The sequence below is a fragment of the Janthinobacterium rivuli genome (assembly GCF_029690045.1).
Lineage (GTDB): Bacteria > Pseudomonadota > Gammaproteobacteria > Burkholderiales > Burkholderiaceae_D > Janthinobacterium > Janthinobacterium rivuli.
This window is the reverse complement of record NZ_CP121464.1, coordinates 4,634,099-4,658,911: the sequence shown is the minus strand read 5'-3', so window position 1 is coordinate 4,658,911 and position 24,813 is coordinate 4,634,099. Positions and strand designations below refer to the sequence as shown.

Below are 24,813 nucleotides of genomic sequence, written 5' to 3'. Positions count from 1 at the left end.
CCCCACAGTGGCGGCCCACCTGCCGGCCCGCCCGATCCTCCCAGGTCTGCCTGGCTGTGTGTAATTGTTTCAAGTAGAAATGAAACAGTTACATGACTATGCTAGAGTCGTTTGACGCTAGGGAGCGATGTTTTTTCAGCTGATTTTCAGCTCTTGACTCCCCCGGCTTTTTACCGAAACAACCCCGAAAAACGGTCGTCCGGCCTGAGTGTGTCCCACCTCGGCCGGCGCCACAGACTCGCCGTGCCAGCGGCCTAGACAAGGATAAGCGATGGATTCGCAGACTACACCCAACACCCCGCGGCGCAGCCGCCGTTCGAAAATCGTCGGCACGGTCATCGCGCTGGCCGTGATGGCGGCGCTGGGGGGCGGTGCCTGGTACCTGACCCACTCGGGCGTCAGCGCGCAGCCTGGCGCCGGTGGCCCTGGAGGACCGGGAGGCCCCGGCGGGCGCCGCGGCGGCCCTTCGACCACCGTCGGCGTGGCCACGGCCGTCAAGTCCGACCTGCCCGTGGTGCTCGATGCGCTGGGCACGGTGACGGCGGCGTCCACCGTGACGGTGCGCCCGCAAGTGTCGGGCATTTTGAAAGAGCTGAAATTCAAGGAAGGCGGCATGGTCAAGGCGGGCCAGGTGGTGGCGCAGATCGACCCGGCCCAGTTCGAGATGGCGCTGATGCAGGCCACGGGCCAGCGCCAGCGCGATGAAGCGCAGCTGGAAAACGCGCGCCTGACCCTGAAACGCTATCAGACTTTGCTGGGCCAGGATTCCATCGCGCGCCAGGATGTCGACACGCAGGCCGCCCTGGTGAAGCAGCTGGAAGGCACGGTGATGACGGACCGCGCCGCCGAAGGCACGGCCAAACTCAATCTGGGCTACACCAAGGTGGTCTCGCCGATCAGCGGGCGCGCGGGCCTGAAAGTGGTCGACATCGGCAATCTGGTGAGCACCAGCGACACGGGCGGCGTGGTGGTGGTGACGCAACTCTCGCCCATCGACGTGGAATTCTCCGTGCCGCAGGATAAGGTGCAAACGATCCAGGAACGCCTGAACGCGGGTTCGGCCCTGGCTGCGCTGGCGCTGGATCGCACGCGCACGCATACCTTGGACAAGGGCGGCTTGAGCGCGCTGGACAACCAGGTCGACGTGCAGACGGGCACCGTGCGCGCCAAGGCCCGCTACGCGAACGACAAGATGGCGCTGTTCCCCAGCCAGTTCGTCAACGTGCGCCTGGAGCTGGGCAACATCACGGGCGCCGTGCTGGTGCCAGTGACGGCCCTGCGCCACAGTAACAACGGCGATTTCGTCTACGTGCTGAAAGCGGATAAAACCGTCACCGTGCGCATGGTCACGCGTGGCCAGGCCACCACCGACATGGTGGAAATCCGCGCCGGTCTGGAAGCGGGAGAGCAAGTCATCACGGAAGGCGCCGACCGCCTGAAGGAAGGCGCGAAAGTCACGCTGGCGGGCGACAAGCCGGCCATGGGCGGCGCCGGTGGCGCCGCAGGTGGCGAACGCCGCCACCGCCGCCAGCACGCTGAGGGCGCGGCCAGCGCGCCGGCCGCATCGGCTGCCGCATCGGCACCGGCCAGTGCGCCAGCCGCGGCGCCAGCGAAGGGCGCAGCGCAATGAGTCCATCAACGCCATTCATCCAGCGCCCCGTCGCCACGGCGCTGCTGATGCTGGCCATCGTGCTGGCGGGGCTGGTCGGCTTCAAGTTCCTGCCGCTGGCCGCCTTGCCGCAGGTGGATTTCCCCACCATCCAGGTGCAGACCCTGTACCCGGGCGCCAGTCCGGAAGTCATGGGGCAGACCGTGACGGCGCCGCTGGAGCGCCAGTTCGGGCAGATGTCGGGTTTGCAGCGCATGAGTTCCACCAGCGCGGCCGGCGTTTCCCTCATCACCCTGCAATTCACGCTGGGCCAGACCCTGGACGTGGCCGAGCAGGAAGTGCAGGCGGCCATCAACGCGGGCGGTTCCCTGCTGCCCACCGACTTGCCGGCGCCGCCCGTGTACGCGAAGATCAACCCGGCCGACGCGCCCGTGCTGACCCTGGCCATCACGTCCGACACGATGCCGCTGACGCAGGTGCAAAATATCGTCAACACGCGTCTGGCGCTGAAGATCAGCCAGGTCAATGGCGTGGGCCTCGTCTCGCTGTCGGGCGGCCAGCGTCCGGCCGTGCGCATCCAGGGCGACACCAAATTGCTGGCCTCGTACGGCCTGGGCCTCGACAGCCTGCGCACGGCCATCGCGGCGGCCAACGTCAACAGCGCCAAGGGCAGTTTCGACGGCCCCACGCGCTCATTCACCATCAACGCCAATGATCAATTGGTCACGGCGGAAGACTACAAGCGCCTGATCATCACGTATAAAAACGGTGCGCCCGTGCGCCTGTCCGATGTGGCCAATGTCGTCGACAGCGCGGAAAACACGCGCCTGGGCGCCTGGTCGGGCAAGCAGCCGGCCATCATCCTGAACGTGCAGCGCCAGCCCGGCGCCAACGTCATCAAGACGGTCGACGCCATCAAGGCACTGCTGCCCGACCTGCAGGCCAGCCTGCCGGCGGCCATGAAACTCGACGTGCTGAGCGACCGCACGACGGGCATCCGTGCCTCCGTCGAGCACGTGGAAATGGAATTGTTATTGTCCGTGCTGCTGGTGGTGCTGGTGATCTTCGCCTTTTTGCACAGCATGCGCGCCACCGTGATCGCCAGCCTGTCCGTGCCGATTTCCCTGATCGGCGCCTGCGGCGTCATGTATTTGCTCGGCTACAGCCTGAACAACCTCTCCCTGATGGCCCTGACGATCGCCACGGGCTTTGTCGTCGATGACGCCATCGTCATGATCGAAAACATCGCCCGCTACATCGAAGAGGGCGAAACGCCGATGGCCGCCGCCCTGAAAGGCGCGTCGCAGATCGGCTTTACCATCATCTCGCTGACCGTGTCACTGATCGCCGTGCTGATTCCCCTGCTGTTCATGGGCGACGTGGTGGGCCGGCTGTTCCGCGAATTTGCCATGACCCTGGCCATCACGATTCTGATTTCCGCCGTGGTGTCCCTGACCCTGGTGCCGATGATGTCGGCGCGCTGGCTGAAAAGCCACGCCGATGAAAAAGTCAGCGCCACGGGCCAGCGCATCCAGGCCTTCCTCGACCGCGTGATTGTGCAGTACGACCATGCGCTCGTGTGGGTATTGAAACGCCAGGGATTGACCTTGCTCGTCGCCCTGGCCACCTTGCTGCTGACCGTCATCCTGTATGTCACCATTCCGAAAGGCCTGTTCCCCACGCAGGACACGGGGCAGCTGAAGGCGCGCATCGAAACCTCGCAAGCCGTCTCGTACGAGCGCATGGCGACCTTGCAGCAGGCCGCCGCCAGCGCGCTGCTGGAAGACCCCGCCGTCGATACCCTGAGTTCCCTCGTTGGCGTCGATGCGGCCAACAACACCATGCTGCACACGGGCAGCATGCTGATCAACCTGAAGCGTCCGCGCAGCGGCAGCCAGGACGAGATCATGGAGCGCCTGCGCAACCGCGTGGCCCAGGTGGCCGGCGTGACCCTGTATCTGCAGCCGACGCAGGATCTCACCATCGATGCGGAATCGGGGCCGACGCAGTACCGCGTCTCGCTCGAAGGGGCCGACACGGCCACCGTCACCGAGTGGGCCGGCAAGCTGGCCGCGCGCATGCGTGAAAAATCGCAGCTGCGCAACGTCGTCACGGATGCGGGCGCCACGGGCGCCGCCGTCACCGTGGCCATCGACCGAGACAGCGCCGCGCGCATGTCCGTCACCACGGCCACCGTCGACGACGCGTTATATAACGCCTTCGGCCAGCGCATCATTTCGACGATTTTCACGGAAACCAACCAGTACCGCGTCATCCTCGAAGCGCAACCGGGCATCGTCACCACGCCGACCGACCTGTCGGACCTGCAGGTGCGCACGGGTTCCGGCAAGTCGACGCCGCTGTCCGCCTTTGCCAGCGTCAGCGAAAAACAGGCGCCGCTGCAAATCACGCACGTGGCGCAGTATCCGGCCACCACCCTGGGCTTCGATACGACGCAGGGCGTGGCGCTGGGCAGCGCCGTCGACGCCATCCGCCAGGCGGCGAAAGACATCGCCTTGCCGCCATCGGTGACCTTGACCTTCCTCGGCGCGGCCGGCGCGTATGAAAACTCGCTGTCGAACCAGCTGTGGCTGATTCTCGCCGCCGTCGTTTGCGTGTACATCGTGCTGGGCGTGCTGTACGAAAGCTACATCCACCCGCTGACGATTTTGTCGACGCTGCCGTCGGCCGGCGTGGGCGCCTTGCTGGCGCTGATGATCTCGGGGCAGGACCTGGGCGTGATCGGCATCATCGGCATCATCCTGCTGATCGGCATCGTCAAGAAGAACGCCATCATGATGATCGACTTCGCCATCGAGGCCGAACGCGATGAAGGCAAGAGCCCGCAGGAAGCCATCCACCAGGCGGCGCTGCTGCGCTTTCGTCCCATCCTGATGACGACCCTGGCGGCCCTGTTCGCGGCCGTGCCGCTGATGCTGGGCTGGGGCGAGGGCGCCGAGCTGCGCCGTCCGCTGGGCCTGGCCATCTTCGGCGGCCTGATCGTCAGCCAGGTGCTGACCCTGTTTACCACGCCCGTCATCTACCTGGGCTTCGACCGCCTGGGCCAGCGCTTCGCCTCCAGAACGCGGGGCGTCAAGCTGGACAAGCCGGCCGATAATGCGGGGAGCGCCGCGTGAACCTGTCCGAACCGTTCGTCAAGCGTCCCATCGCCACCGTGCTGCTGACCATCGGCATCGCGCTGGCCGGTATCGGCGCCTTCTTCGTGCTGCCCGTCTCGCCGCTGCCGCAGGTCGATTATCCGACCATTTCCGTCAGCGCCAGCTTGCCCGGCGCCAGCCCCGCGACCATGGCCACCTCGGTGGCCACGCCGCTGGAACGGCGCCTCGGTGTGATCTCGGGCGTGAACGAGATGACGTCGTCGTCGGGCACGGGCTCGGCGCGCATCAATTTGCAGTTCGACTTGAACCGCAAGATCGATTCGGCCGCGCGCGAAGTGCAGGCCGCGATTGCCGCCGCGCGCGTGGACTTGCCGGCCACCTTGCGCAGCAATCCCACCTACCGCAAGGCCAATCCGTCCGACGCGCCCGTGATCATCCTGGCGCTGACGTCGAAAACGCGCACGCCGGGCCAGATCTACGACGCCGTGTCGAACCTGGTGCAGCAGAAGGTGGCGCAGGTCAAGGGCGTGGGCGACGTGGAACTGGGCGGCGGCTCGCTGCCTGCCGTACGCGTGGAACTGCTGCCATATCAGCTCAATCACTACAGCGTGTCGATGGAAGACGTGCGCGCGGCCATCCAGGCCAGCAACGCCAACCGCCCGAAAGGGGCGATTTCCGGCGATGAGCGCAGCCTGCAGATCTATTCGGGTGCGACCACCGCGTCGGGCGGGCGCTCAGCAAGTGATTACCGCAGCCTGGTGGTGGCCTGGCGCGACGGCGCCGCCATCCGCCTCGACGACGTGGCCGACGTGGTCGACGGCGTAGAGAACAACAATACCCTGGGCCTGTTCAATGGCGACCCGGCCGTCATCGTGCTGATCACGCGCCAGCCCGGCGCCAACGTCATCGCCACGGTGGACGGCGTGCGCGCGCTGCTGCCGCAACTGCAGGCGCAGCTGCCGGGCGACATCAAGCTGCAAGTGGCGTCCGACAGCACCAATTCCATCCGCTCCTCGCTGCACGAGATCGAGTTCACCCTGATCCTGTCCATCGTGCTCGTCGTGCTGGTGGTCAGCGCCTTTTTGCGCAGTGTGCGCGCCACCATCATCCCGGCTGTCGCCACCATCGTCTCGCTGTTGGGCACCTTTGGCGTCATGTACGTGCTGGGCTTTTCCCTGAACAACCTGTCGCTGATGGCGCTCACGGTGGCCACGGGCTTTGTCGTCGACGACGCCATCGTGGTGCTGGAAAACACGCAGCGCCACATCGAGGCGGGCATGGACCGTTTCAAGGCGGCCCTGCTGGGCGCGCGCGAAGTGGGCTTTACGGTGCTGTCGATCAGCCTGTCGCTGGTGGCCGTCTTTATCCCGCTGCTGTTCATGGGCGGGCAGGTGGGGCGATTGTTCCGCGAATTTGCCGTGACCCTGTCTGCCGCCGTGATGATTTCGCTGGTGATCTCGCTGACCACTACGCCGATGATGTGCGCCTGGCTGCTGAAAAGCGGCGAGCAGCACAAGCCGCCCGGTCTTGTCGCGCGCTGGTTCGAACGGGGCTTCGAGCGCATGCTGAAAGTGTATGAACACTGCCTGGACTGGGCCTTGTCGAGTGCCGCGCTCGTGATGACCATCCTCGTGTTCGTCGTCGGCTTGAACGTGTATTTGTTCGCTGCCGCGCCCAAGGGCTTCTTCCCGCAGCAGGACACGGGCCAGATCAATGGCGGCATGCGCGCCGACCAGAGCATCTCGTTCCAGGCCATGCAAAGTAAATTGCGCCAGCTGGTCGACATCATCAAGGACGATCCGGCCGTCGCCACCGTCGTCGGGTTTACGGGCGGCGGCAGGGCGGGGGGCGGCTTCATGTTCATCGACTTGAAACCGGCGTCGCAGCGCACGGACAAGGGCCAGGCCGTGATCGCGCGCCTGCGCCCGCAACTGGCCAAGGTGACGGGCATTTCGCTGTTCCTCAACCCCGTGCAGGATTTGCGCATGGGCGGGCGTTCCAGTAATTCGACCTACCAGTACACCCTGATCAGCGACAACCAGGCGGACCTGAAGAAGTGGGCGGCGAAACTGGCTGACCAGATGAAGCTGCAGCCGGCCCTGATCGACGTGGACACGGACCAGGCGGAAAACGGCGTGGAAACTTTTGTCAGCATCGACAAGGACCGCGCCACGCAGCTGGGCGTGCAAGTCAAGGATATCGACAATGCGCTGTACAACAGTTTCGGCCAGCGCCAGGTGGCGACCATCTACGATGAGCTGAACCAGTACCACGTGATCATGGAAGTGGCGCCGCGCTATGCGCAAAGCCCGGAAGCGCTGCGCTCCGTGTACGTGCCGGCGTCGAATGCGGCCGCCGTGGCCGCCAGCACGACGGCCACCAGCGCCACCACGGCCAGCACCAGCGTTGCCGCGACGACGCCGAATACGACGGCGGCGCGCGATCCGTCCAGCGGCTCGGCCCTGTCCACGACCCTGACGACCATGGTGCCGCTGTCGTCGTTCAGCACCTTCGCGGAAAGCTCGACGGCCACGTCGATCAACCACCAGGGCGGCGAACTGGCGACCACCGTGTCGTTCAACCTGGCCGACGGCTATCCGCTCAGCGACGGGCAGGCGGCCGTGGCCCAGGCGGAGTCGGAAATCGGCATGCCCGTCAACGTGCGCGGCAGCTTCCAGGGTTCGGCGAAGAGTGCGCAGGACAGCAACAAGGAGCAGCCGCTGTTGATCCTGGCGGCCATCGTGGTGATCTACATCGTGCTGGGCATTTTGTACGAAAGCCTGATCCACCCGGTCACCGTGCTGTCGACCTTGCCGTCGGCAGGGGTGGGCGCCGTGCTGGCCTTGCTGCTGTTCCGCATGGAGTTTTCCATCATCGCCCTGATCGGTGTGTTCCTGTTGATCGGTATCGTCAAGAAAAATGCTATATTGATCATCGACTTCGCGCTGGAGGCCGAGCGTTCGCGCGGGCTGACAGCTGTGGAGGCGGTGCGCGAGGCTTGTTTGCTGCGTTTCCGCCCCATTCTGATGACCACCCTCGCGGCGGCGCTTGGCGCCTTGCCGCTGGCGATCGGTTTCGGCGAGGGGTCGGAGCTACGCCAGCCCTTGGGGGTCGCCATCATCGGCGGCCTGATTGCCAGCCAGTTACTCACATTGCTGACCACCCCGGTGGTCTACATCCTGCTCGACAAGCTGCGCACGCGCAGCGCCGACGAGCAGCAATTGAGCCGCATTCCTGGGCCAGATAACCCGAGCACACAATCATGAAGCATGTAAAACCTATCGTATCGACCGCACCGGCACGCCATCTGCTGTCGCTGGCCACCGCGGCCGCCTTCGTCCTGCTGGCCGGCTGCGCCGTCAGCCCCACGTATGAAGTGCCGACGGCCGCCGCGCCGCAAGCGTTCAAGGAGGCGGCAGGCTGGCAGCCCGCCGTGCCGGCCGATACCCTGGAACGGGGGCCGTGGTGGACCCTGTTCGGTGACGCGCAGCTGAACCAGCTGGCCGAAGGCATCGACATATCGAACCAGAACGTGGCCGCCGCCATCGCCTCGTACGAGCAGGCGCGCGCGCTGGTGCGCGAACAGCGCGCCTCGCTGTTCCCGACGGTGAACCTGACGGGCAGCGGCGCCCGCTCCGGCGGCGGGGGCGAGCAGCAGACGAACAACAACTTCAAGGCCGCCATCGGCGCCTCGTGGGAACCGGACGTGTGGGGCAAGCTGCGCGCCGGCGTGACGGGGGCGGACGCCAGTGCCAGCGCCAGCGCAGCCGACCTGGCGGCAGCGCGCCTGTCGGCGCAGGGCGAGCTGGCCACCAATTATTTTTCGCTGCGCCAGAGCGATGCGCAGATCGCGCTGCTCAATGCCACGATCGACGGCTACAAGCGCGTGCTCGAGATTACCGGTAACCGCTTCAACTCCGGCATCGCCGCCAAGTCCGACCTGCTGCAGGCGCAGACGCAGCTGGCCAATGCGCAGATCGACCTGTCCAGCCAGACGCGTGCGCGCGCCCAGCTCGAACACGCGATCGCGATACTTTTGGGCCGCGCGCCGTCCGACTTCAGCCTGGCCGTGGCGCCGTGGACCCTGACCGTGCCCGAGGTGCCGCTGGGCGTGCCCTCGACCCTGCTGCAGCGCCGACCCGACATCGCGGCCGCCGAGCGTAGGGTTGCCGTGGCCAACGAGCAGATCGGCATCGCCCGCTCGGCCTACTATCCGAGCCTGAACCTGACGGGCTCCTATGGTTCCGGCGCCAGCCGTGTGGGCGACCTGTTCAACGCATCGTCGAGCCTGTGGTCCTTGGGCGTGTCGGCAGCGCAAACCCTGTTCAACGCGGGCGCCACCACGGCCAGCGTGGATGCGGCCAAGGCGGGGCATGAAGCGGCCGTGGCCCGTTACCGCCAAACGGTACTCAGTGCCTTTGGCGCCGTGGAAGACCAGTTGTCGGCCACGCGCGCGCTGGCCGAGCAGCTGGCACTGCGCCAGCAGGCGTCATCCGCCGCCGACCAGGTCGAGCAGCAGATGCTGAATCGCTACAACGCGGGCCAGGTCGGCTACACGGACGTGGTGACGGCGCAGGTGACGGCCCTGTCGGCGCGCCGTTCGCTGGTGCAGGCGCAGGCGGACCGCCAGACGACGGCCGTGGCCCTGATCCAGTCGCTGGGCGGCGGCTGGCATGCGCCGCAGGCGCAGTAAGGGAGTCGGCAGGCGCAGGGAAACCCCGGCGCCAAATTCGCGTTTTTACGCGCTGCTTGAGTGCTAGAATGCAAGATTATCAATTGCCGGCCATGGTAAGGTTTGCCGAGGCTGGTTTCTTGCAGACGATGATAACCCGCAAACGCAGCAAAACCAGTCTGGCCAGCCTGCCTACTGTTACGGAAGCGCCCACCATCGGGTTTCCCGTGGTGGCCATCGGCGCTTCCGCCGGCGGACTCGACCCTATTGTCGCTTTCCTGACCCATGTGCCGCCGGAAAGCGGCATCGCCTATGTGGTGATCCAGCACCTTGATCCCACGCAAAAAGCCCTGTTGCCGGAACTGCTGCAGCGGGCCACCAGCATTCCCGTCACGGAAATCACGCACCAGACCGCATTGCGGCCCAACCATATTTACGTGATCCCGTCGAATGCCGACCTCGGCCTGTCGAAGGGGCGTTTCCTGCTCAGCGAACCGCTGCAGCTGCGCGGACACCGCTTGCCCATCAATGCTTTCTTGGAAAGCCTGGCGGCCGAGCTGGGCGAACTGGCCGTGGGCGTGATTCTGTCCGGCATGGGCAGCGACGGCACGCGCGGCTTGCAGGCCATCAAGCAGGCGGGCGGCCTGACCCTGGCCCAGCATCCCGATACGGCCAAGTTCGACATGATGCCGCAAAGCGCTATCGCTGCCGACGCCGTGGACCTCGTCGATTTTCCCGACAAGATGCCGGAAAAGATCGTCAGTTACCTGTTTCGCAGCAGCTTCCTGGAGTTGCCGGGCAGGGAGCCGAGCGGACGCAATGCATTGCAGGAAATTGTCGCCTTGCTGTCCGAACATACGGGCAACAGCTTCTCGGACTACAAGATCAATACGGTGCTGCGCCGCATCGAACGCCGCATGAGCCTGTACCAGATGACGTCGATGGAAGAGTACATTCCCTATCTGCGTAACAATCCCGCGGAAATCGACTTGCTGTTCAAGGAACTGCTGATCGGCGTGACGAATTTTTTCCGCGATCCGAAAGTGTGGGAATACCTGAAGATGGTGGTCTTGCCGCAAATGCTGGCGGCTCACCCGGACGGGCGCGCGTTCAAGGCCTGGATTCCTGCCTGTTCCACGGGTGAGGAAGCGTATTCGCTGGCCATGGTCTTCCATGAAGTGGTGGCCGGCAGCAACCCGCCGGCGAAATACAGCCTGCAGATTTTTGCCACCGACCTGTCGGCCGACGCCATCGACCGCGCGCGCCAGGGCCGTTTTCCGCACAGCATCAGCAGCGATGTGTCGGCCGAGCGTCTGGAACGGTTTTTCTTGCAGGACAAGAACGATTACCTGGTCCGGAAAGAGATCCGCAACATGATCATCTTTGCCCAGCAAAACATCATTTCGGACCCGCCGTTTACCAAGCTCGACATCCTGTGCTGCCGCAATCTGTTGATTTATCTCAATGCCAAGCTGCAGCAGCGTTTGATTCCCCTGTTTCATTACGCCTTGAACCGCGACGGCGTTTTGCTGTTGGGCAGCGCCGACACGCCCGGTCATTTTTCCGACCTGTTTTCGCCGCTGACGACATCGACCCGGTTGTACCGCCGTCTCGACAACCTGGCGCGCCAGCGCCTGCTGACGTACTTCCCCACCAAGGTGTCGTCGGCCACTCCTCCTACCCCCAGCGACACGAGAGAAGTCAGCATGCCCGGAAAAATCCAATCCCATGTCGAGCAATTATTGCTCCAGAAATATTCGCCTGCGGCCGTGCTGCTGAACCAGGATGGGGACATCCTGTATATCAATGGCCGCACGGGCGCCTTCCTGGAACCGGCGGCCGGCAAGGCCAACTGGAATATCCACGCCATGGCACGCGAGGGCTTGCGCTACGAGCTGGCCAGCCTGATCAAGCAGGCGCTGCAAAGCGACAGCCTGGTACGCCTGAAAGGCCTGGTGCTCAAGGATTACGCAGGACAGGCGCAGGGCGTGGATTTGACGGCGGAAGCGTTGCGCCAGCCCGAAGCGCTGCGCGGCATGGTCTTCGTCACGTTTGACAGCGTGCCGCTGGCGGCTGCCCCGCGCCGGGGCCGCTCGCCGAATCCCAAGGTGCTGGAACTGGAGCAGCAGCTGATCCAGGCGCGCAATGAAATCCAGGCCGTGCGCGACGAAATGCAGACCTCGCGCGAAGAGCTCAAATCGGCCAACGAGGAATTGCAGTCGACCAATGAAGAGTTGCAATCGGCGAACGAAGAGCTGACCACGTCGAAGGAAGAAATGCAGTCGCTCAATGAGGAGTTGTACACCGTCAATGCCGAGCTGCAATCGAAGGTCGATGATTTGTCGCTGGTCAACAGCGATATGAAAAATCTGCTTAATAGTACCGATATCGCCACCATCTTCCTCGACAGCGACCTGCGCATCCGCCGCTTCACGGCGCCGGCCACGCAAATCTACAAGCTGATCCAGACGGACTTGCGCCGCCCGCTCAGCGACATCGTCAACGACCTCGCCTACCCGAACCTGGAGGCGGACGCGCTGGAAGTGATCCGCAGCCTCGTGTTTTGCGAGCGGCAAGTGCAGACCAAGAATGGGCGCTGGTACAACGTGCGCATCATGCCGTACCGCACGGTGGAAAATGTCATCGATGGCGTGGTGGTGACCTTTATTAATATTACCGAGTCGAAGGTACTGGAAGCCCAGTTGCGCCAGATCCAGTCCGGCGCTGCGGCGGCAGGCAATAGCGGCGAGAACGTGTCATGAACGAACCATTCGACGAGGAGAACGTGCCGGCCAGATTGCGAGAGCAGGCCGAGCAATTGGCGGCGCAGCAGCGCCAGCCCTTGCCGCAGTCGAATGAAGAGGTGATGCGCCAGTTGCATGAGTTGCAGGTCAGCCAGATCGAGCTGGAAATGCAGAGCGCGGCCCTGGCCGAACTGGAGCAGCTGAAAAATGAATATGAAAGCAGCCGCGACCGTTATGCGCAGCTGTATGAGCAGGCGCCCGTCAGCTATTTTTCGCTGGCGCGCGAAGGCGTCATCACGCGTGTCAACGTGGCGGCCTGCGGCTTGTTGCAACGTGACAAGAACCGGCTGCTGGGGCGGCGTTTCGAGCAATTCGTCGCGCCCCAGGCGCAGGGCGGCTTCCGGCTCTTCCTCGACGCCGTTTTCACGGGTGGCGCGCGCCAGGTGCTCGAAGCGCCGCTGTTCGAAGGCGAAGCGGGCGGCATGCGCGGCATGGTGCGCATCGAAGCCAATTACGATGCGGACAGCGCCACGGCGCGCATGCTGGTGACGGACCTGGGCGACGAGCACGTGCGCGAATCGGCCTTGCGGCGCGCGTTTGTGATACTCGACAGCATCCGCGAAGGCGTGCTCGTGACGGACAGCGCCAACCGCATCATTTCCGTCAACCCCGCTTTCACCACCATCACCGGCTACCAGGCGGAGGAAGCCATCGGGCGCGATCCGTCCTTCCTCGGCGGCGGCACGCATTTGCCGCATTTTTATGAGGCCATGTGGCGCAGCCTGCACCAGGATGGCAGTTGGTATGGCGAACTGGTGAACCGGCGCAAGAATGGCGAGCGCTTCGTCGAATCGCTGTCGATCACGCCCATGCGCAGCCCGGATGGGGCGATCAGCCATTTTGTCGGCGTGTTTTCCGACATCACCGAGCGCAAGCTGGCCGAGGCGGACTTGCGCGAGCTGCATCGCGAGCTGGACCAGCGGGTGGTCGACCGCACGGCCGAATTGCTGCGCGCCAACCAGCACCTGCAGCTGGAAGTGCACCAGCGCGAGCGGGCGCAGGAAGCCTTGCGCGACGCAGAGCGCTTCTTTCACGCCACCATCGATTCCCTGACGGACCGGGTGCTGGTGCTGGACCGGGCGGGGCGCGTCGTGCATGCCAACCAGGCTTGCCTGGCCTTCGTCGGGCAAACGCCGCAGCCGCTGCAATACCTGGAATTTTGCGAGACGGATCCGCGCTGGCAGCGCAGTGCCGGGCGCGAGCTGGCCGCCGGCATCCGCGCCGTGATTGCCGGCAATGCGGACGCGTTTGCGCTCGAGTATGAGTTTGCCACGCGCTCAGGCCCCCGCTGGTCGCAGGCCAGGGTCAGCCGTTTTCTTGGCGAAGGGCCGCTGCGCGTGGTGGTGGCGCACACGGACATTACCGAACGCAAGCTGATGGACGGCGCCCTGCGCCAGTCGCATGCGCAGCTGCGCCAGCTGGCGCTGCACCTGGAAACGGCCAAGGAAGACGAGCGCAAGCGCATCTCGCGCGATATCCACGATGAACTGGGGCAAAACCTGCTGGCGCTGCGCATCGATATTTCCATGCTCAGCGCCCGCACGGAAGGTTCCCATCCGCGCCTGCACCGCCGGGTCGGCGCTGTCCTCAGCAATGTCGACACCACCATCAAGAGCGTGCGCGGCATCATGAACGAACTGCGCCCGATGGCGCTGGACCTGGGCTTGCAGGCCGCCATCGAGTGGCAGGTGGGCGACTTCCGCAAGCGCAGCGGCGTCGCTTGCCAGCTGCTGATACGCGACGAGGCGCTGTTTTCCGCCATCGGCAGCCAGGTCGAGATCGTGCTGTTCCGCATCGTGCAAGAAGCGCTCAGCAACGTCATGCGCCATGCCCAGGCCAGCCAGGTCGAGATCGAGCTCAGTTCGGATGCCTGCGCCGTGTACGTGGCCATCAGCGACAACGGCATCGGCATCACGCCGCAGCAGCAGCGTAAAAAACAGTGCTTTGGCCTGATCGGCATCGCCGAGCGGGTGACGGCGCTGGGCGGCCAGTTCGAGGTGGGCGTGCCGGCCTCGGGCGCCGGTTGCCGGCTGTCCCTGCAGATCCCCCTGCAGGGCACGGGGCGGCCGGCCGGCTGATACAGAAATTGCATCGGGATAATTTTTGCCGGCTCATGCCGCCTGGACAGGCTATACTTTCGCCTGCTTTTTATGGAGGAGCAAATCTTGTTCAAGACAATCGTATTACCAGTCGCCTTGATGGGCGCGTTCGCCGGCGCACACGCCGACGAAGGGCAGTGGCAACCACACCAGCTGCCACAGCTGAAAGCCGAACTGAAACGGGTCGGCATTGAAATTCCTGCGGAAAAACTGGCCGACCTGAGCAAACACCCGATGAGCGCCATCGTGTCGCTGGGCGGCTGCTCGGCCGCTTTCGTTTCCGACGCCGGCCTGGTGGTGACGAACCACCACTGCGCGTATGGCGCCGTGCAGCGCAATTCCACGCCGGAACACAATTACATCACCAACGGCTTCCTGGCCAAGACGCGCGCCGCAGAGCTGCCGGGCGGTCCGAACAGCCTCGTGTATGTGACGGACAAGGTGGAAAACGTCAGCGACCGCGTGCTGAAAGGCTTGACGGCCGACATGAGCGGCCGCGCGCGCCACGAAGCCGTGGAAAAGCGCGTCAAGGACCTGATCGCCGAATGCGAAACGGACAAGATGTACCGCTGCTCCGTGCCCGCCTTCCACCGCGGCCTCGAGTACTACCGCATCCGCCAGATGATGATACGCGACGTGCGCCTGGTCTACGCGCCATCGGACAAGATCGGCAACTTCGGCGGCGACATCGACAACTACGAATGGCCGCGCCATACGGGCGATTACTCGTTCCTGCGCGCCTACGTGGGCAAGGATGGCCGTCCGGCCGACCCGTCGCCCGACAACGTACCGTACAAATCGAAGGATTTCCTGGTGGTCTCGGCCGAAGGCTTGAAAGCCGGTGACGGCATCTTGCTGGCGGGTTATCCCGGCCGCACCAGCCGCTATAAGCTGCCGGCGGAAATCCGTTTTGCGCGCGATACGGCCTTCCCGTTGAAAGTGTCCGAACTGCAAGCCGACCTGGCCGTGATGGCCGACGCCACGAATGGCGACGCGGTCGCTGCCGTGCGCTATGCGAGCGTGGTAAAAAGCATCAACAACGTGCTGAAGAAAACCCAGGGCTTGCTCGACGGTTTCGCCCGCAAGGACATCGCCGCCATCAAGGACGTGCAGGATGCCGAGTTCCGCGCCTGGTACGCGAAACAGCCGAACGTGTCGACTACCCTGCTGGCGGAACTGGACGCGGCCATCGCCAGCGACATGGCCCTGAGCGAAGAAGAGTTCGCCTGGAGCGTGGCCACCAACAGCGACTTGCTGAAAAGCGCGCGCACCCTCTACCGTTTGTCGCTGGAGCGCCAGAAAGCGGACGCCGAGCGCGAATCGGGCTTCCAGCAGCGCGACCTGGCCTTCATCAAGGCCCGCCTGACCCGCCTGGAACAGTCGTACGTCAACAAGGTCGACCAGGCGCGTTTTGAAGCCGGCCTGAAGCGTTACGCGCAACTGGCGGCGAAGAGCCATCCGCAAGGCCTGGACGCGCTGCTGCCGGCCCCAGGCGCCGTGGCGGCCCTGTACCAGCAGACGCAGCTGGCTGACACGGCCAAGCGCCTGGCCTGGCTGGAAAAGGACCAGGCCGCCGTTGCCCAGTCCGACGACGCCTTCATGGCGCTGGCCATCAAGCTGCAGCCGGTCGAGGCGGCGCTGGAAGAGCGCCGCAAGGAAATCGACGGCAATCTGGAACGCGTGATTCCGCAATACATGCAAGCCGTGATCGCGTGGAAGAAGTCGCAAGGCAAGCCTGTGTATCCTGACGCGAACTCGACCCTGCGCGTGACGTACGGTACGGTCTCGCCGTACTCGCCGCGCGACGGCCTCAGCAAAGGCCCGTTCACGACCGTGGAAGGCATCGTCGAGAAAGTCACGGGCAAGGCCCCGTTCGAAGCCCCGCAAGCGCTGATCGACGCCGTCAAGCAAAAACGCTACGGCCAGTTCCGCGACCCGGCCTTGGGTACGGTTCCCGTCAACTTCCTCACCAGCGCCGACACCACGGGCGGCAATTCCGGCTCGGCCGTGATGAACAAGCGTGGCGAACTGATCGGCCTGAACTTCGATTCGACGTATGAATCGATCACCAAGGACTGGTACTTCGACACCGCCATCACGCGCGCCATCCACCTCGACATCCGTTACATGTTGTGGGTGATGAAGGAAGTGGACCACGCCGATAACTTGCTCAAGGAAATGACGATCAAGTATCCGAAAGCTTCCAAGAAGTAATTTTTCCCAGCTGGGATAAAAGCCGCATCCGCCGCAGGGCCGATGCGGCTTTTTTACGTTTAGGCAACTAGTTTGAGTTCCATCAAGATGCCAGCGTTCACCATGGTTAGCATGGCTTAGGGGAACTATCCGAAGGAGGCGATATGGATGATGGCGAGCTGGCAGCCGATCTGGCGCGCCTTTTCGGAGCGAACTGGCGAGACCAGGACAGCCGCTTGCTGCGCATGGATTTTCCGCGCGGCGATGGTCCGCCCGATACCGCGTTGCTGGTCAACAGTTTGCGCGCACACGAGGAAATGTCACGCGACTTTCGCTTCGACGTCGAACTGCTGTCCGACAATCTCCACGTTCCCCTGACAGCGATGATGGGACGCATGGTCACGATTTCGATGGTGCGCGATGACGGCAGCTTGCGCCATTTTAATGGTTATGTCGGCGAGTTTCGCTTGTTGCGCAGCGATGGCGGTTTCGCGTTCTACCAGATGGTGCTGCAACCCTGGCTGGCGTTGTCCAGGCTGCGCATGGACAACGTCTCGTTCCACGAACGCACGGTCATCGACATCAGCGAAACGACCTTCGATCATTATGTGCAGCGCGACTGGCAAAACCGGCTGCATGAGGAAAAAGCGATATTAAGCTGCGCCAACCAGCATAATGAAACCGATTACAACCATCTGCACCGGCGCTGGGAAGACCAGGGACTTCATTACTGGTATGAACATCGCGCCGACGGTCATACGCTGTGTCTGGGCGACAATACCTGGCTCAGCGACAGCATCGATCCAGGCGACCGCGATGCCAGTGTCTCCGACGAGATGGTGTTTCGCAGCGGCGCAGGCTCGCTGGAGGGCGACGGCATACGCGATTGGCAGGCAATACGGAAGATCGCTTCAGGCTCGCTCACGCTGGCCAGCTTCAACTACAAGCAGCCGTATGCCAGCCGCGCCAGCGGCCATGCGCTGCACCAGCAGGGCGACGTGGTTGCCCATGAACTGTATCAAAACACCGGCTATGGCTATGCCGACATGGGCGGCGGCGAAGCACTGGCGCAACGCCGCCTGGAGGAGCATAACTGCCAGGCGCAATACTTCGAGGCTGGCGGCAATCACCGCTGCGCCCAGGCCGGGCGCAGTTTCACGCTGGGCGGACACTTCAGCGGCGAGCAAGCCATGGCCGCCAGAGGGGAAGCGGCGCGCCCGGACGTCCGCTCGCGCGAATACCTGATCCTGTCGGTCGATCATATCGCCAGCAACAATTACCAGACTGGGACGGGCGCGAAGTCGCGGTATGAAAACCGTTTTAGCTGCATCCGCAAGAGCATCCGCTGGTATCCGGGTCGGCACTTCAACAGCACGCCTTGTGCCTTGCCCGGCGTGCAGACGGCGATCGTCACCGGGCCGGCAGGCGAAACCATCCATACCGACGCGCTGGGCCGGGTGAAGGTGCAATTCCACTGGGACCGGCTGGGCAAGTTCGACGCGGGCAGTTCGCCATGGATCAGGGTCATGACGCCATGGGCGGGCCAGGCGTTCGGCCAGATCGCGTTGCCGCGCATTGGCCAGGAAGTGTTGATCCAGTTTCTCGACGGCAATATCGACCGTCCCGTCATTGTCGGCGCGGTGTACAACGGCAACCATGCGCCGCCGTGGAATTTGCCGGGGCAATGCGTACTGGGCGGCTGGCGCAGCGCCGAGCTGATGCCTGGCGGCGGCTACGGCGTGCGCGGCAACCAGCTGGTGCTCGATGACACGCACCAGCGCATCCAGGCGCAACTGAAAAGCGATCATCAGCACAGCCAATTGTCGCTCGGCTGCATCAGCCGCATCGAAGACGCCAGCGGGCGCAAGGATGCGCGTGGCGAGGGCTGGGAACTGGCGTCAGACGCCTGGGGTGTGGCGCGCGCCGGCCGCGGCATGTTGCTGACCACCGAAGCACGCCCTGGCGCCGCTTCGCATATCAAGAGCATGGATGAAACCTTGCGCCGGTTGGCCGAGGCTGCTGAGCGGCACAAGGCGCTTGCCGCCCTGGCGCAGCATTACGGCGCGCAAGAAAGCGCCGCCCAGCAGGGCGCCGCCGCCGATGTGCTGAAAGCCCAGAATGCCGGGATCAAGGGCGGTGGCGGCAGTGGCGAAAGCGCATTTCCTGAATTATCAAAGCCGCATCTGGTACTGGCCAGTCCGGCCGGTATCGAAACGACGACCGCGCAATCGACGCACATCGCCAGCGCCGGGCACACCGCGCTGACGGCCGGGTGCGACCTGTCGCTGGCGGCCGGCGGCGGTCTGTTCGCCAGCATCGGCGCAGCGCTGCGCCTGTTCGTCCACAAGGCGGGAATGAAACTGATCGCCGCAGCTGGCCCGGTACAGATCGCGGCGCAAACCGATGCGGTCGATATCGTCGCCAACAAGGTGCTGGAGTTGATCAGCCAGGCCGACTGGGTGAATATTCGCGGCCGCAAAGGCGTGCGCCTGCATGGCGCCGATTGCATGCTTGAAATTAGCGACAAGGTGCAGTTTTTTACCGCGTCGCCGACGCTGTTCCATGGAAACCTGGAAACGCTGGCGCCCAAGAACCGGCCGCAACCGGAGCTGGAACCGCCCATCGCGCCGGTAGCGGGGCAATTGCAGCATACGATACAGGCCCATGCGGATGGCGGTCAGTACGCGCATGTGCCGTACACGCTGTACAACGGGGAGGCCGAAGTCGAGCAAGGCCTGACCGACGAATTCGGCCGCATCCTGATCGCGCACCAGGACGGCACGCCGCGCTACCGTGTCGTCCTTGGCAATGGCGAAGAGTTTTCATTGCAAGCGAGCGCACGCTTCGACCCGAACGCGGCGCCGGACGGCGAACAGAAGCTGTCGAACCGCGGCTTGCGCGCGTTCGACGACACCGCCGATGGCCGCGGGGTTCAATGATTCACGACACTGACGGGAGAGCACTATGCCGGAATCGACCAGCCGCATCGAAACCACCCATATCGACGAAGTCGGACGCACTGCGACGAGTTCGCTCCAGTGGCTGCTGGAAAACCGCAACCTGAAGGGCAAGGCCAGCCACCCGATCACACACAACAACAAGCTGACGCTGTTCATTTGCGGACAGGAGGGGTTCGCCGACATCGCCGCCGAGATCGCCAGGGCTAAAAATTCCATCGACCTGTGCTGCTGGGGCTTCGATCCGGGCATGGAACTGGTGCGCGGCAACAGCGCCACCTGGCCGCGTGGCGACACGTTTGGCGACTTGCTGATCGCCGCCGCACGGCGTCACGTCAGGGTGCGCCTGCTGATCTGGTATGACCGGATCGGTTCGCCAATAGCGCGCACTATGCCGGGGTATTCGCACGGCACCTCGCCATGGAAAACCGGTGGACAGCGCCCCGACGACATCAGCGCCAGAGCCAGCCTGGCGATGTTGCAGGAGGCAGTCAGGAAAAAACTTGTTTTAAGCAGTGCTTTCAGGGGCGATATCGTCCGGCCCGAGGATATCCCGATGCTGGCGCGTGAAGAATATTGCCACAGCTGGTATGCGGCCGCGTTCCATGGCTTGTTGGAGGGCCTGGAGATTCGCTTGCGGCACGGCGACAGCGCCGCGATCAGCAAGAGTATCGCGACCGAAATCAACCAGCCGCGCGGCTTGACGATGGGGGAAATTGAAAAGCCCGGCATGCAATACCTGGGCACGCATCACCAGAAGCCGGTCCTGATCGATTTCTCCCACGAAATGGGATCCAAGGCCGTCGGCTATGTAATGGGCCTGAACTCGGTGACCGATTATTGGGATACGACGGCCCATCTGCTCGACGATACGCGCCGCGAACAGGGCGGTGTCAACGAGCGGCGCGAGTGTTTGCAGGGAATGGCCGCGGACGGCGGGTTCGCCACGCTGAAACCGTACCAGGATTATGCCTGCCGCATCGACGGTGGCAAGGCATTGATCGCGCTGTACAACAATTTCGTGAAGGCATGGGACCGCGCGATCGACGACCGCACGCATCAGGCCGCCGGGGAATGCGTGAGTTGGTATTCGTCATGTAAAAACCCGCCGGCCCAGCTGTTGCGCGAGGCCGGGCCGGACGACTCCACCGTGCAGATCGTCCTGACCCAGCCCGAGGAGCAGGACAAGACGATCAAGGAAACCTATTTTCGAGCCGTGACCCAGGCCAGCCTGGCGGCCGGCTACCTGTATGTGGAAAATCAGTATTTCCAGTATGAAGAATGGGCCCGGCACTTGCTGGCCGAGCGCAAGAAGGTGGTCGCCGCCTGGAAGGCCGGAAGCCTGAAAGCTGGCAAGACCATGCGTGATATGCCAGTCATGCACGTATTCATCGTCATCCCCGTGCCAGAACGCGCGCAGATGGTGCCGCGCACCCACGACACGCTGGCGGCGCTGGGGCAGCATGCTGGCATGACGGGTCAAAACACCATGATCGACGACTACAACAAGCAGCCGAAAACCCGGCCTGTCAGAGGCGGATTCGGCATCACCAACGAGGTTGAAGTCAAGTTGCCCGACGTGGTGCGGCATTCCAACGGTATCAACAAACCCGGCGTGATGACGCTCGAAAGCGAATTCGGATTGAAGGTGTCGGTGGCGATGCTCAATGTCAGCGCGTTCGACAACGACCGCTGGCGCTACCGTGAAATCTACATCCATTCCAAATTGATGCTGGTCGACGACGTGTTCATGACCTTGGGCAGCGCCAACCTGAACCAGCGCAGCATGGCCGTCGACAGCGAAATCAATATCGCCACCATCGACCGCCGCGTGGCCCACGATTTGCGCAAGCGGGTGTGGCGCATGCATAGCGGGGGACTGGTCGATGGCGGGGGCGGGACGAAGGCGGAGATTGTGTCGGCGTTCGGGAAATGGGTGGAGTTGATGGGTGCAAATCGCAAGAAAAAATTCAATAAATCTGGAAATTCAGATTTAAAGAAAATGACCGGTTTCCTGTTGCCATTGGAAGACACGCGCAGCTCCACCATACGTTTGGGATGATCATGAGTAAAAAAAATACCGTCTTTTTTCGCCTGCCATTTTTTGCGTTGGCAGTTCTTCTCTGTGTTCCTTTGATTGCCTGCAAAATGCCTAACGACAAAGTCCCGCCACGCAACCAAAGCCTGCCACTTTTCAATCCGCATGTCGCGGATTTTATCTGTGAAACCGAGGCGAGCAAGGTGCCGCCCATCGATGCGCAAGCCGAGGACTGGTTCCTCGAAGCGCGCGCCATGGAAGATCCTGAAATTTTCGTGGAAGACCGCGATTACAAAAAAATCGTCGATCTGACGCGTCAAGCGGCGCAGCGTTTGCACTGGAAGGCGATGCTCAATCTGGCCAGCCTGTATGTGGAAGGGCGTGATCCCTTGCATGGAGAGGAAGAAGCGGTGCAACTGGTGGAAAAGGCGATGCGGCTCGGCATACCTGCCGCCTATGACCGGATGGGAACGTATTATGCGAATGGTACGGGCGTCAGCGGCGACATCACGCGCGCTTATGCTTTCTGGCAAAAGGCGGCGCAGATGGGCAATCCACAGGCAATGGGTTTTCTCGGCGAAAAATTGACTGCTGGAGAGGATCATCCAGGTATTGATATGTGGGGCAACATTCCTGTAGCGACCAAAATGCTGGAATGTGCGCTTGCCCAAGGTTATGGTCCATCCGCATATGATTTATATTATTTATATTATGTAGTAAGAACTCCTGACGGTACATCTGATGGGGAAAGAACCGCTGAAACCAAAGAACGCGCTTTGCAAGTATTACATGTTGGAGTAAGCCTGGGTTGCGAGAAGTGTGCAAACAAACTTCAGATTGAATTCGGAGATCCATTTGATCTTGCGAACATGGTGGTTCCGTATATTGATAAAGCACGGGCGGAACGTTATGGCGTACTTAATCGTGAACTGGGATTCAATCCCAACGCGCGCTTTCCTAATCTGGACAAGGTATTGCCACTGCCCCCCGCCGATTTGCCGCCCTGGAATGGCGACAGGGATACCTTGCTGCATGCCGCCATGGGCGTGCGCCCACCGCCAGCCACCCCGAAACCAAGCGCCGCCTCGCTGTTACAAAAGCCGTATTTCCTGGCAGCCGACTATGCGCTGCGCCGCACCGGCTTGCACAGCGACGCGCCGACCGCGCCGTTTTCCGCATACTGGCAACCGGCCCAAGGGCAGGGTTTGACGGAGCCGGCCCGGCTGTTCCATAAAGGCGAAGAGTTCCGCCATTTCAGCGTGCTCGATGCTGATGGCAAGAGCCGTTATGGCAGCGTGACGTGGGAACAGTGTCTGACGATACGGCATAGCCATGGGGCAGTGGAGCCGCGCGCGGTGCACGGCTTGCTGCGCAAGGTGGCGCGGCCCGAGCCATGGTTGAGCTGTGCTTGCGGGCAAGCGTGTCCGGTCAGCGGCGTCTGGCAACCGTGGGTAGCGGTCGACCATCCGCTGCAGGCCATCGTCAACCAGTACTGGCGCCAGGCGTGGCTGACCCAGGGCGCACCGTTCCCGCGACCGCGCCGCGACTGGCTGCTCGATTTGCCAGACGACGATGTGACGTGGCATTTGATGGATGCGTCCATTCCTGGTCTTGGATAACGCAATGCCGCAGCGATGGAGGACACAATGAATGGCACTCAATCCAGCATGGCTGCCACGAGAGGATGCCTCGCGTCGCTTACTTTCTTGTGCTGCCTGCTTGCCTGCAAAATGCCTAACGACAAAGTCCTGCCACGCAACCAAAGCCTGCCACTTTTCAATCCGCATGTCGCGGATTTTATCTGTGAAGCCGAGGCGAGCAAAGTGCCACCCATCGATGCGCAAGCCGAGGACTGGTTCCTCGAAGCGCGCGCCATGGAAGACCCTGAAATTTTCGTGGAAGACCGCGATTACAAAAAAATCGTCGATCTGACGCGTCAAGCGGCAGAGCGATTGCACTGGAAGGCGATGCTCAATCTGGCCAGCCTGTATGTGGAAGGGCGTGATCCCTTGCATGGAGAGGAAGAGGCGGTGCAACTGGTGGAAAAGGCGATGCGGCTCGGAATTCCGGCGGCTTATGACCGGATGGGAACGTATTATGCGAATGGTACGGGCGTCACCGGCGACATCACTCGCGCTTATGCCTTCTGGCAAAAGGCGGCGCAGATGGGAAATCCACAGGCAATGGGTTTTCTCGGCGAAAAATTGACCGCTGGAGAGGATCATCCAGGTATTGATATGTGGGGCAATATTCCTGTAGCGACCAAAATGCTGGAATGTGCGGTTGCCCAAGGTTATGGTCCATCCGCATATGATTTATATTATTTATATTATTTATATTATGTAGTAAGAACTCCTGACGGTACATCTGATGGGGAAAGAACTGCTGAAACCAAAGAACGCGCTTTGCAAGTATTACATGTTGGAGTAAGCCTGGGTTGCGAGAAGTGTGCAAACAAACTTCAGATTGAATTCGGAGATCCATTTGATCTTGCGAACATGGTGGTTCCGTATATTGATAAAGCACGGGCGGAACGTTATGGCGTACTTAATCGTGCCCTCGGTTTCAATCCCAATCGCCGCTTCCCCAACCTCGATAAAATTCTGCCATTGCCACCGGCCGATCTGCCGCCGTGGGATGGTCAACGAAAGAGCCTGCTCGACGCCGCCATGGGCGTCCGTCCACCGCCAGCCACCCCAAAACCAAGCGCCGCCTCGCTGTTACAAAAACCGTATTTCCTGGCAGCCGACTATGCGCTGCATCCCACCGGCTTGCACAGCGACGCGCCGACCGCGCCGTTTTCCGCATACTGGCAACCCGCCGCTGGGCAGGGTTTGACGGAGCCGGCCCGGCTGTTCCGTAAAGGCGAAGAGTTCCGCCATTTCAGCGTGCTCGATGCTGATGGCAAGAGCCGTTATGGCAGCGTGACGTGGGAACAGTGTCTGACGATACGGCATAACCAAGGGGCCGTGGAACCGCGCGCGGTGCACGGCTTGCTGCGCGAGGTGGCGCGGCCCGAGCCATGGTTGAGCTGCGCTTGCGACCAGGCCTGTCCGGTCAGCGGCGTCTGGCAACCGTGGGTAGCGGCCGACCATCCGCTGCAGGCGACCGTCAACCAGTACTGGCGCCAGGCATGGCTGACCCAGGGCGCACCGTTCCCGCGACCGCGCCGCGACTGGCTGCTGGACTTGCCAGACGACCATGTGACGTGGCATTTGATGGATGCGTCACCCCGTGTCCTGCGGGGCGGGGAACTGGCGCACCTCCTGGTGCTCGAACATCAGCCGGTAGGCCAGGCTAAGCACGTATAATTCCTCGCACT

At 62.8% G+C, this 24,813-nt stretch carries 11 protein-coding genes; all 11 read left to right on the top strand.

From position 1 onward, the window contains the following. Positions 1-271: 271 nt before the first annotated feature. The 11 genes from P9875_RS21120 (at position 272) to P9875_RS21070 (ending at position 24,802) form a co-directional block, all read left to right on the top strand. Positions 272-1,630 (top strand): efflux RND transporter periplasmic adaptor subunit, encoded by a 1,359-nt coding sequence (locus P9875_RS21120; protein ID WP_278316522.1) that lies wholly within the window; start codon positions 272-274, stop codon positions 1,628-1,630. Continuing rightward, positions 1,627-4,746: an efflux RND transporter permease subunit gene (locus tag P9875_RS21115; RefSeq protein WP_278316521.1), complete on the top strand. Its 3,120-nt coding sequence runs from the start codon at positions 1,627-1,629 to the stop codon at positions 4,744-4,746. Before P9875_RS21120 ends, P9875_RS21115 begins: the two co-directional genes overlap by 4 nt. Further along, positions 4,743-7,994, top strand: a complete 3,252-nt coding sequence (locus tag P9875_RS21110; protein ID WP_278316520.1) for an efflux RND transporter permease subunit — start codon at positions 4,743-4,745, stop codon at positions 7,992-7,994. Before P9875_RS21115 ends, P9875_RS21110 begins: the two co-directional genes overlap by 4 nt. Then, positions 7,991-9,421 (top strand): efflux transporter outer membrane subunit, encoded by a 1,431-nt coding sequence (locus P9875_RS21105; protein WP_278316519.1) that lies wholly within the window; start codon positions 7,991-7,993, stop codon positions 9,419-9,421. Before P9875_RS21110 ends, P9875_RS21105 begins: the two co-directional genes overlap by 4 nt. Positions 9,422-9,549: 128 nt before the next feature. Beyond that, the gene (locus P9875_RS21100) at positions 9,550-12,162 is read left to right on the top strand and encodes a chemotaxis protein CheB (RefSeq protein ID WP_278316518.1); all 2,613 of its coding nucleotides are present in this window, start codon (positions 9,550-9,552) and stop codon (positions 12,160-12,162) included. After that, entirely contained in the window at positions 12,159-14,282 is a 2,124-nt protein-coding gene (locus P9875_RS21095; RefSeq protein ID WP_278316517.1) for a PAS domain S-box protein, read from the top strand. The genes P9875_RS21100 and P9875_RS21095 overlap by 4 nt, the downstream gene beginning before the upstream one ends. 87 nt (positions 14,283-14,369) lie before the next feature. Continuing rightward, entirely contained in the window at positions 14,370-16,517 is a 2,148-nt protein-coding gene (locus P9875_RS21090; RefSeq protein ID WP_423221791.1) for a S46 family peptidase, read from the top strand. Between the two features lie 143 nt (positions 16,518-16,660). Continuing rightward, entirely contained in the window at positions 16,661-19,435 is a 2,775-nt protein-coding gene (locus tag P9875_RS21085; RefSeq protein ID WP_278316515.1) for a type VI secretion system Vgr family protein, read from the top strand. A gap of 25 nt (positions 19,436-19,460) precedes the next feature. Continuing rightward, positions 19,461-21,515 carry a phospholipase D-like domain-containing protein gene (locus tag P9875_RS21080; RefSeq protein WP_099400408.1) on the top strand — a complete coding sequence of 685 codons (2,055 nt, stop codon included), beginning with the start codon at positions 19,461-19,463 and terminating at the stop codon, positions 21,513-21,515. Between the two features lie 2 nt (positions 21,516-21,517). Beyond that, entirely contained in the window at positions 21,518-23,110 is a 1,593-nt protein-coding gene (locus P9875_RS21075; RefSeq protein ID WP_278316514.1) for a tetratricopeptide repeat protein, read from the top strand. Positions 23,111-23,221: 111 nt separating this feature from the next. Further along, complete coding sequence (locus tag P9875_RS21070; protein ID WP_278316513.1) at positions 23,222-24,802, top strand: tetratricopeptide repeat protein; 1,581 nt, start codon at positions 23,222-23,224, stop codon at positions 24,800-24,802. Positions 24,803-24,813 lie beyond the last annotated feature (11 nt).

Bases quoted from the DNA above. Each gene is read 5' to 3' on its own strand.
- P9875_RS21075 (WP_278316514.1), top strand. From the start codon at position 21,518: ATGAGTAAAAAAAATACCGTCTTTTTTCGCCTGCCATTTTTTGCGTTG.
- P9875_RS21095 (WP_278316517.1), top strand. From the start codon at position 12,159: ATGAACGAACCATTCGACGAGGAGAACGTGCCGGCCAGATTGCGAGAG.
- P9875_RS21080 (WP_099400408.1), top strand. From the start codon at position 19,461: ATGCCGGAATCGACCAGCCGCATCGAAACCACCCATATCGACGAAGTC.
- P9875_RS21100 (WP_278316518.1), top strand. From the start codon at position 9,550: ATGATAACCCGCAAACGCAGCAAAACCAGTCTGGCCAGCCTGCCTACT.
- P9875_RS21085 (WP_278316515.1), top strand. From the start codon at position 16,661: ATGGATGATGGCGAGCTGGCAGCCGATCTGGCGCGCCTTTTCGGAGCG.
- P9875_RS21070 (WP_278316513.1), top strand. From the start codon at position 23,222: ATGCCTAACGACAAAGTCCTGCCACGCAACCAAAGCCTGCCACTTTTC.
- P9875_RS21105 (WP_278316519.1), top strand. From the start codon at position 7,991: ATGAAGCATGTAAAACCTATCGTATCGACCGCACCGGCACGCCATCTG.
- P9875_RS21115 (WP_278316521.1), top strand. From the start codon at position 1,627: ATGAGTCCATCAACGCCATTCATCCAGCGCCCCGTCGCCACGGCGCTG.
- P9875_RS21120 (WP_278316522.1), top strand. From the start codon at position 272: ATGGATTCGCAGACTACACCCAACACCCCGCGGCGCAGCCGCCGTTCG.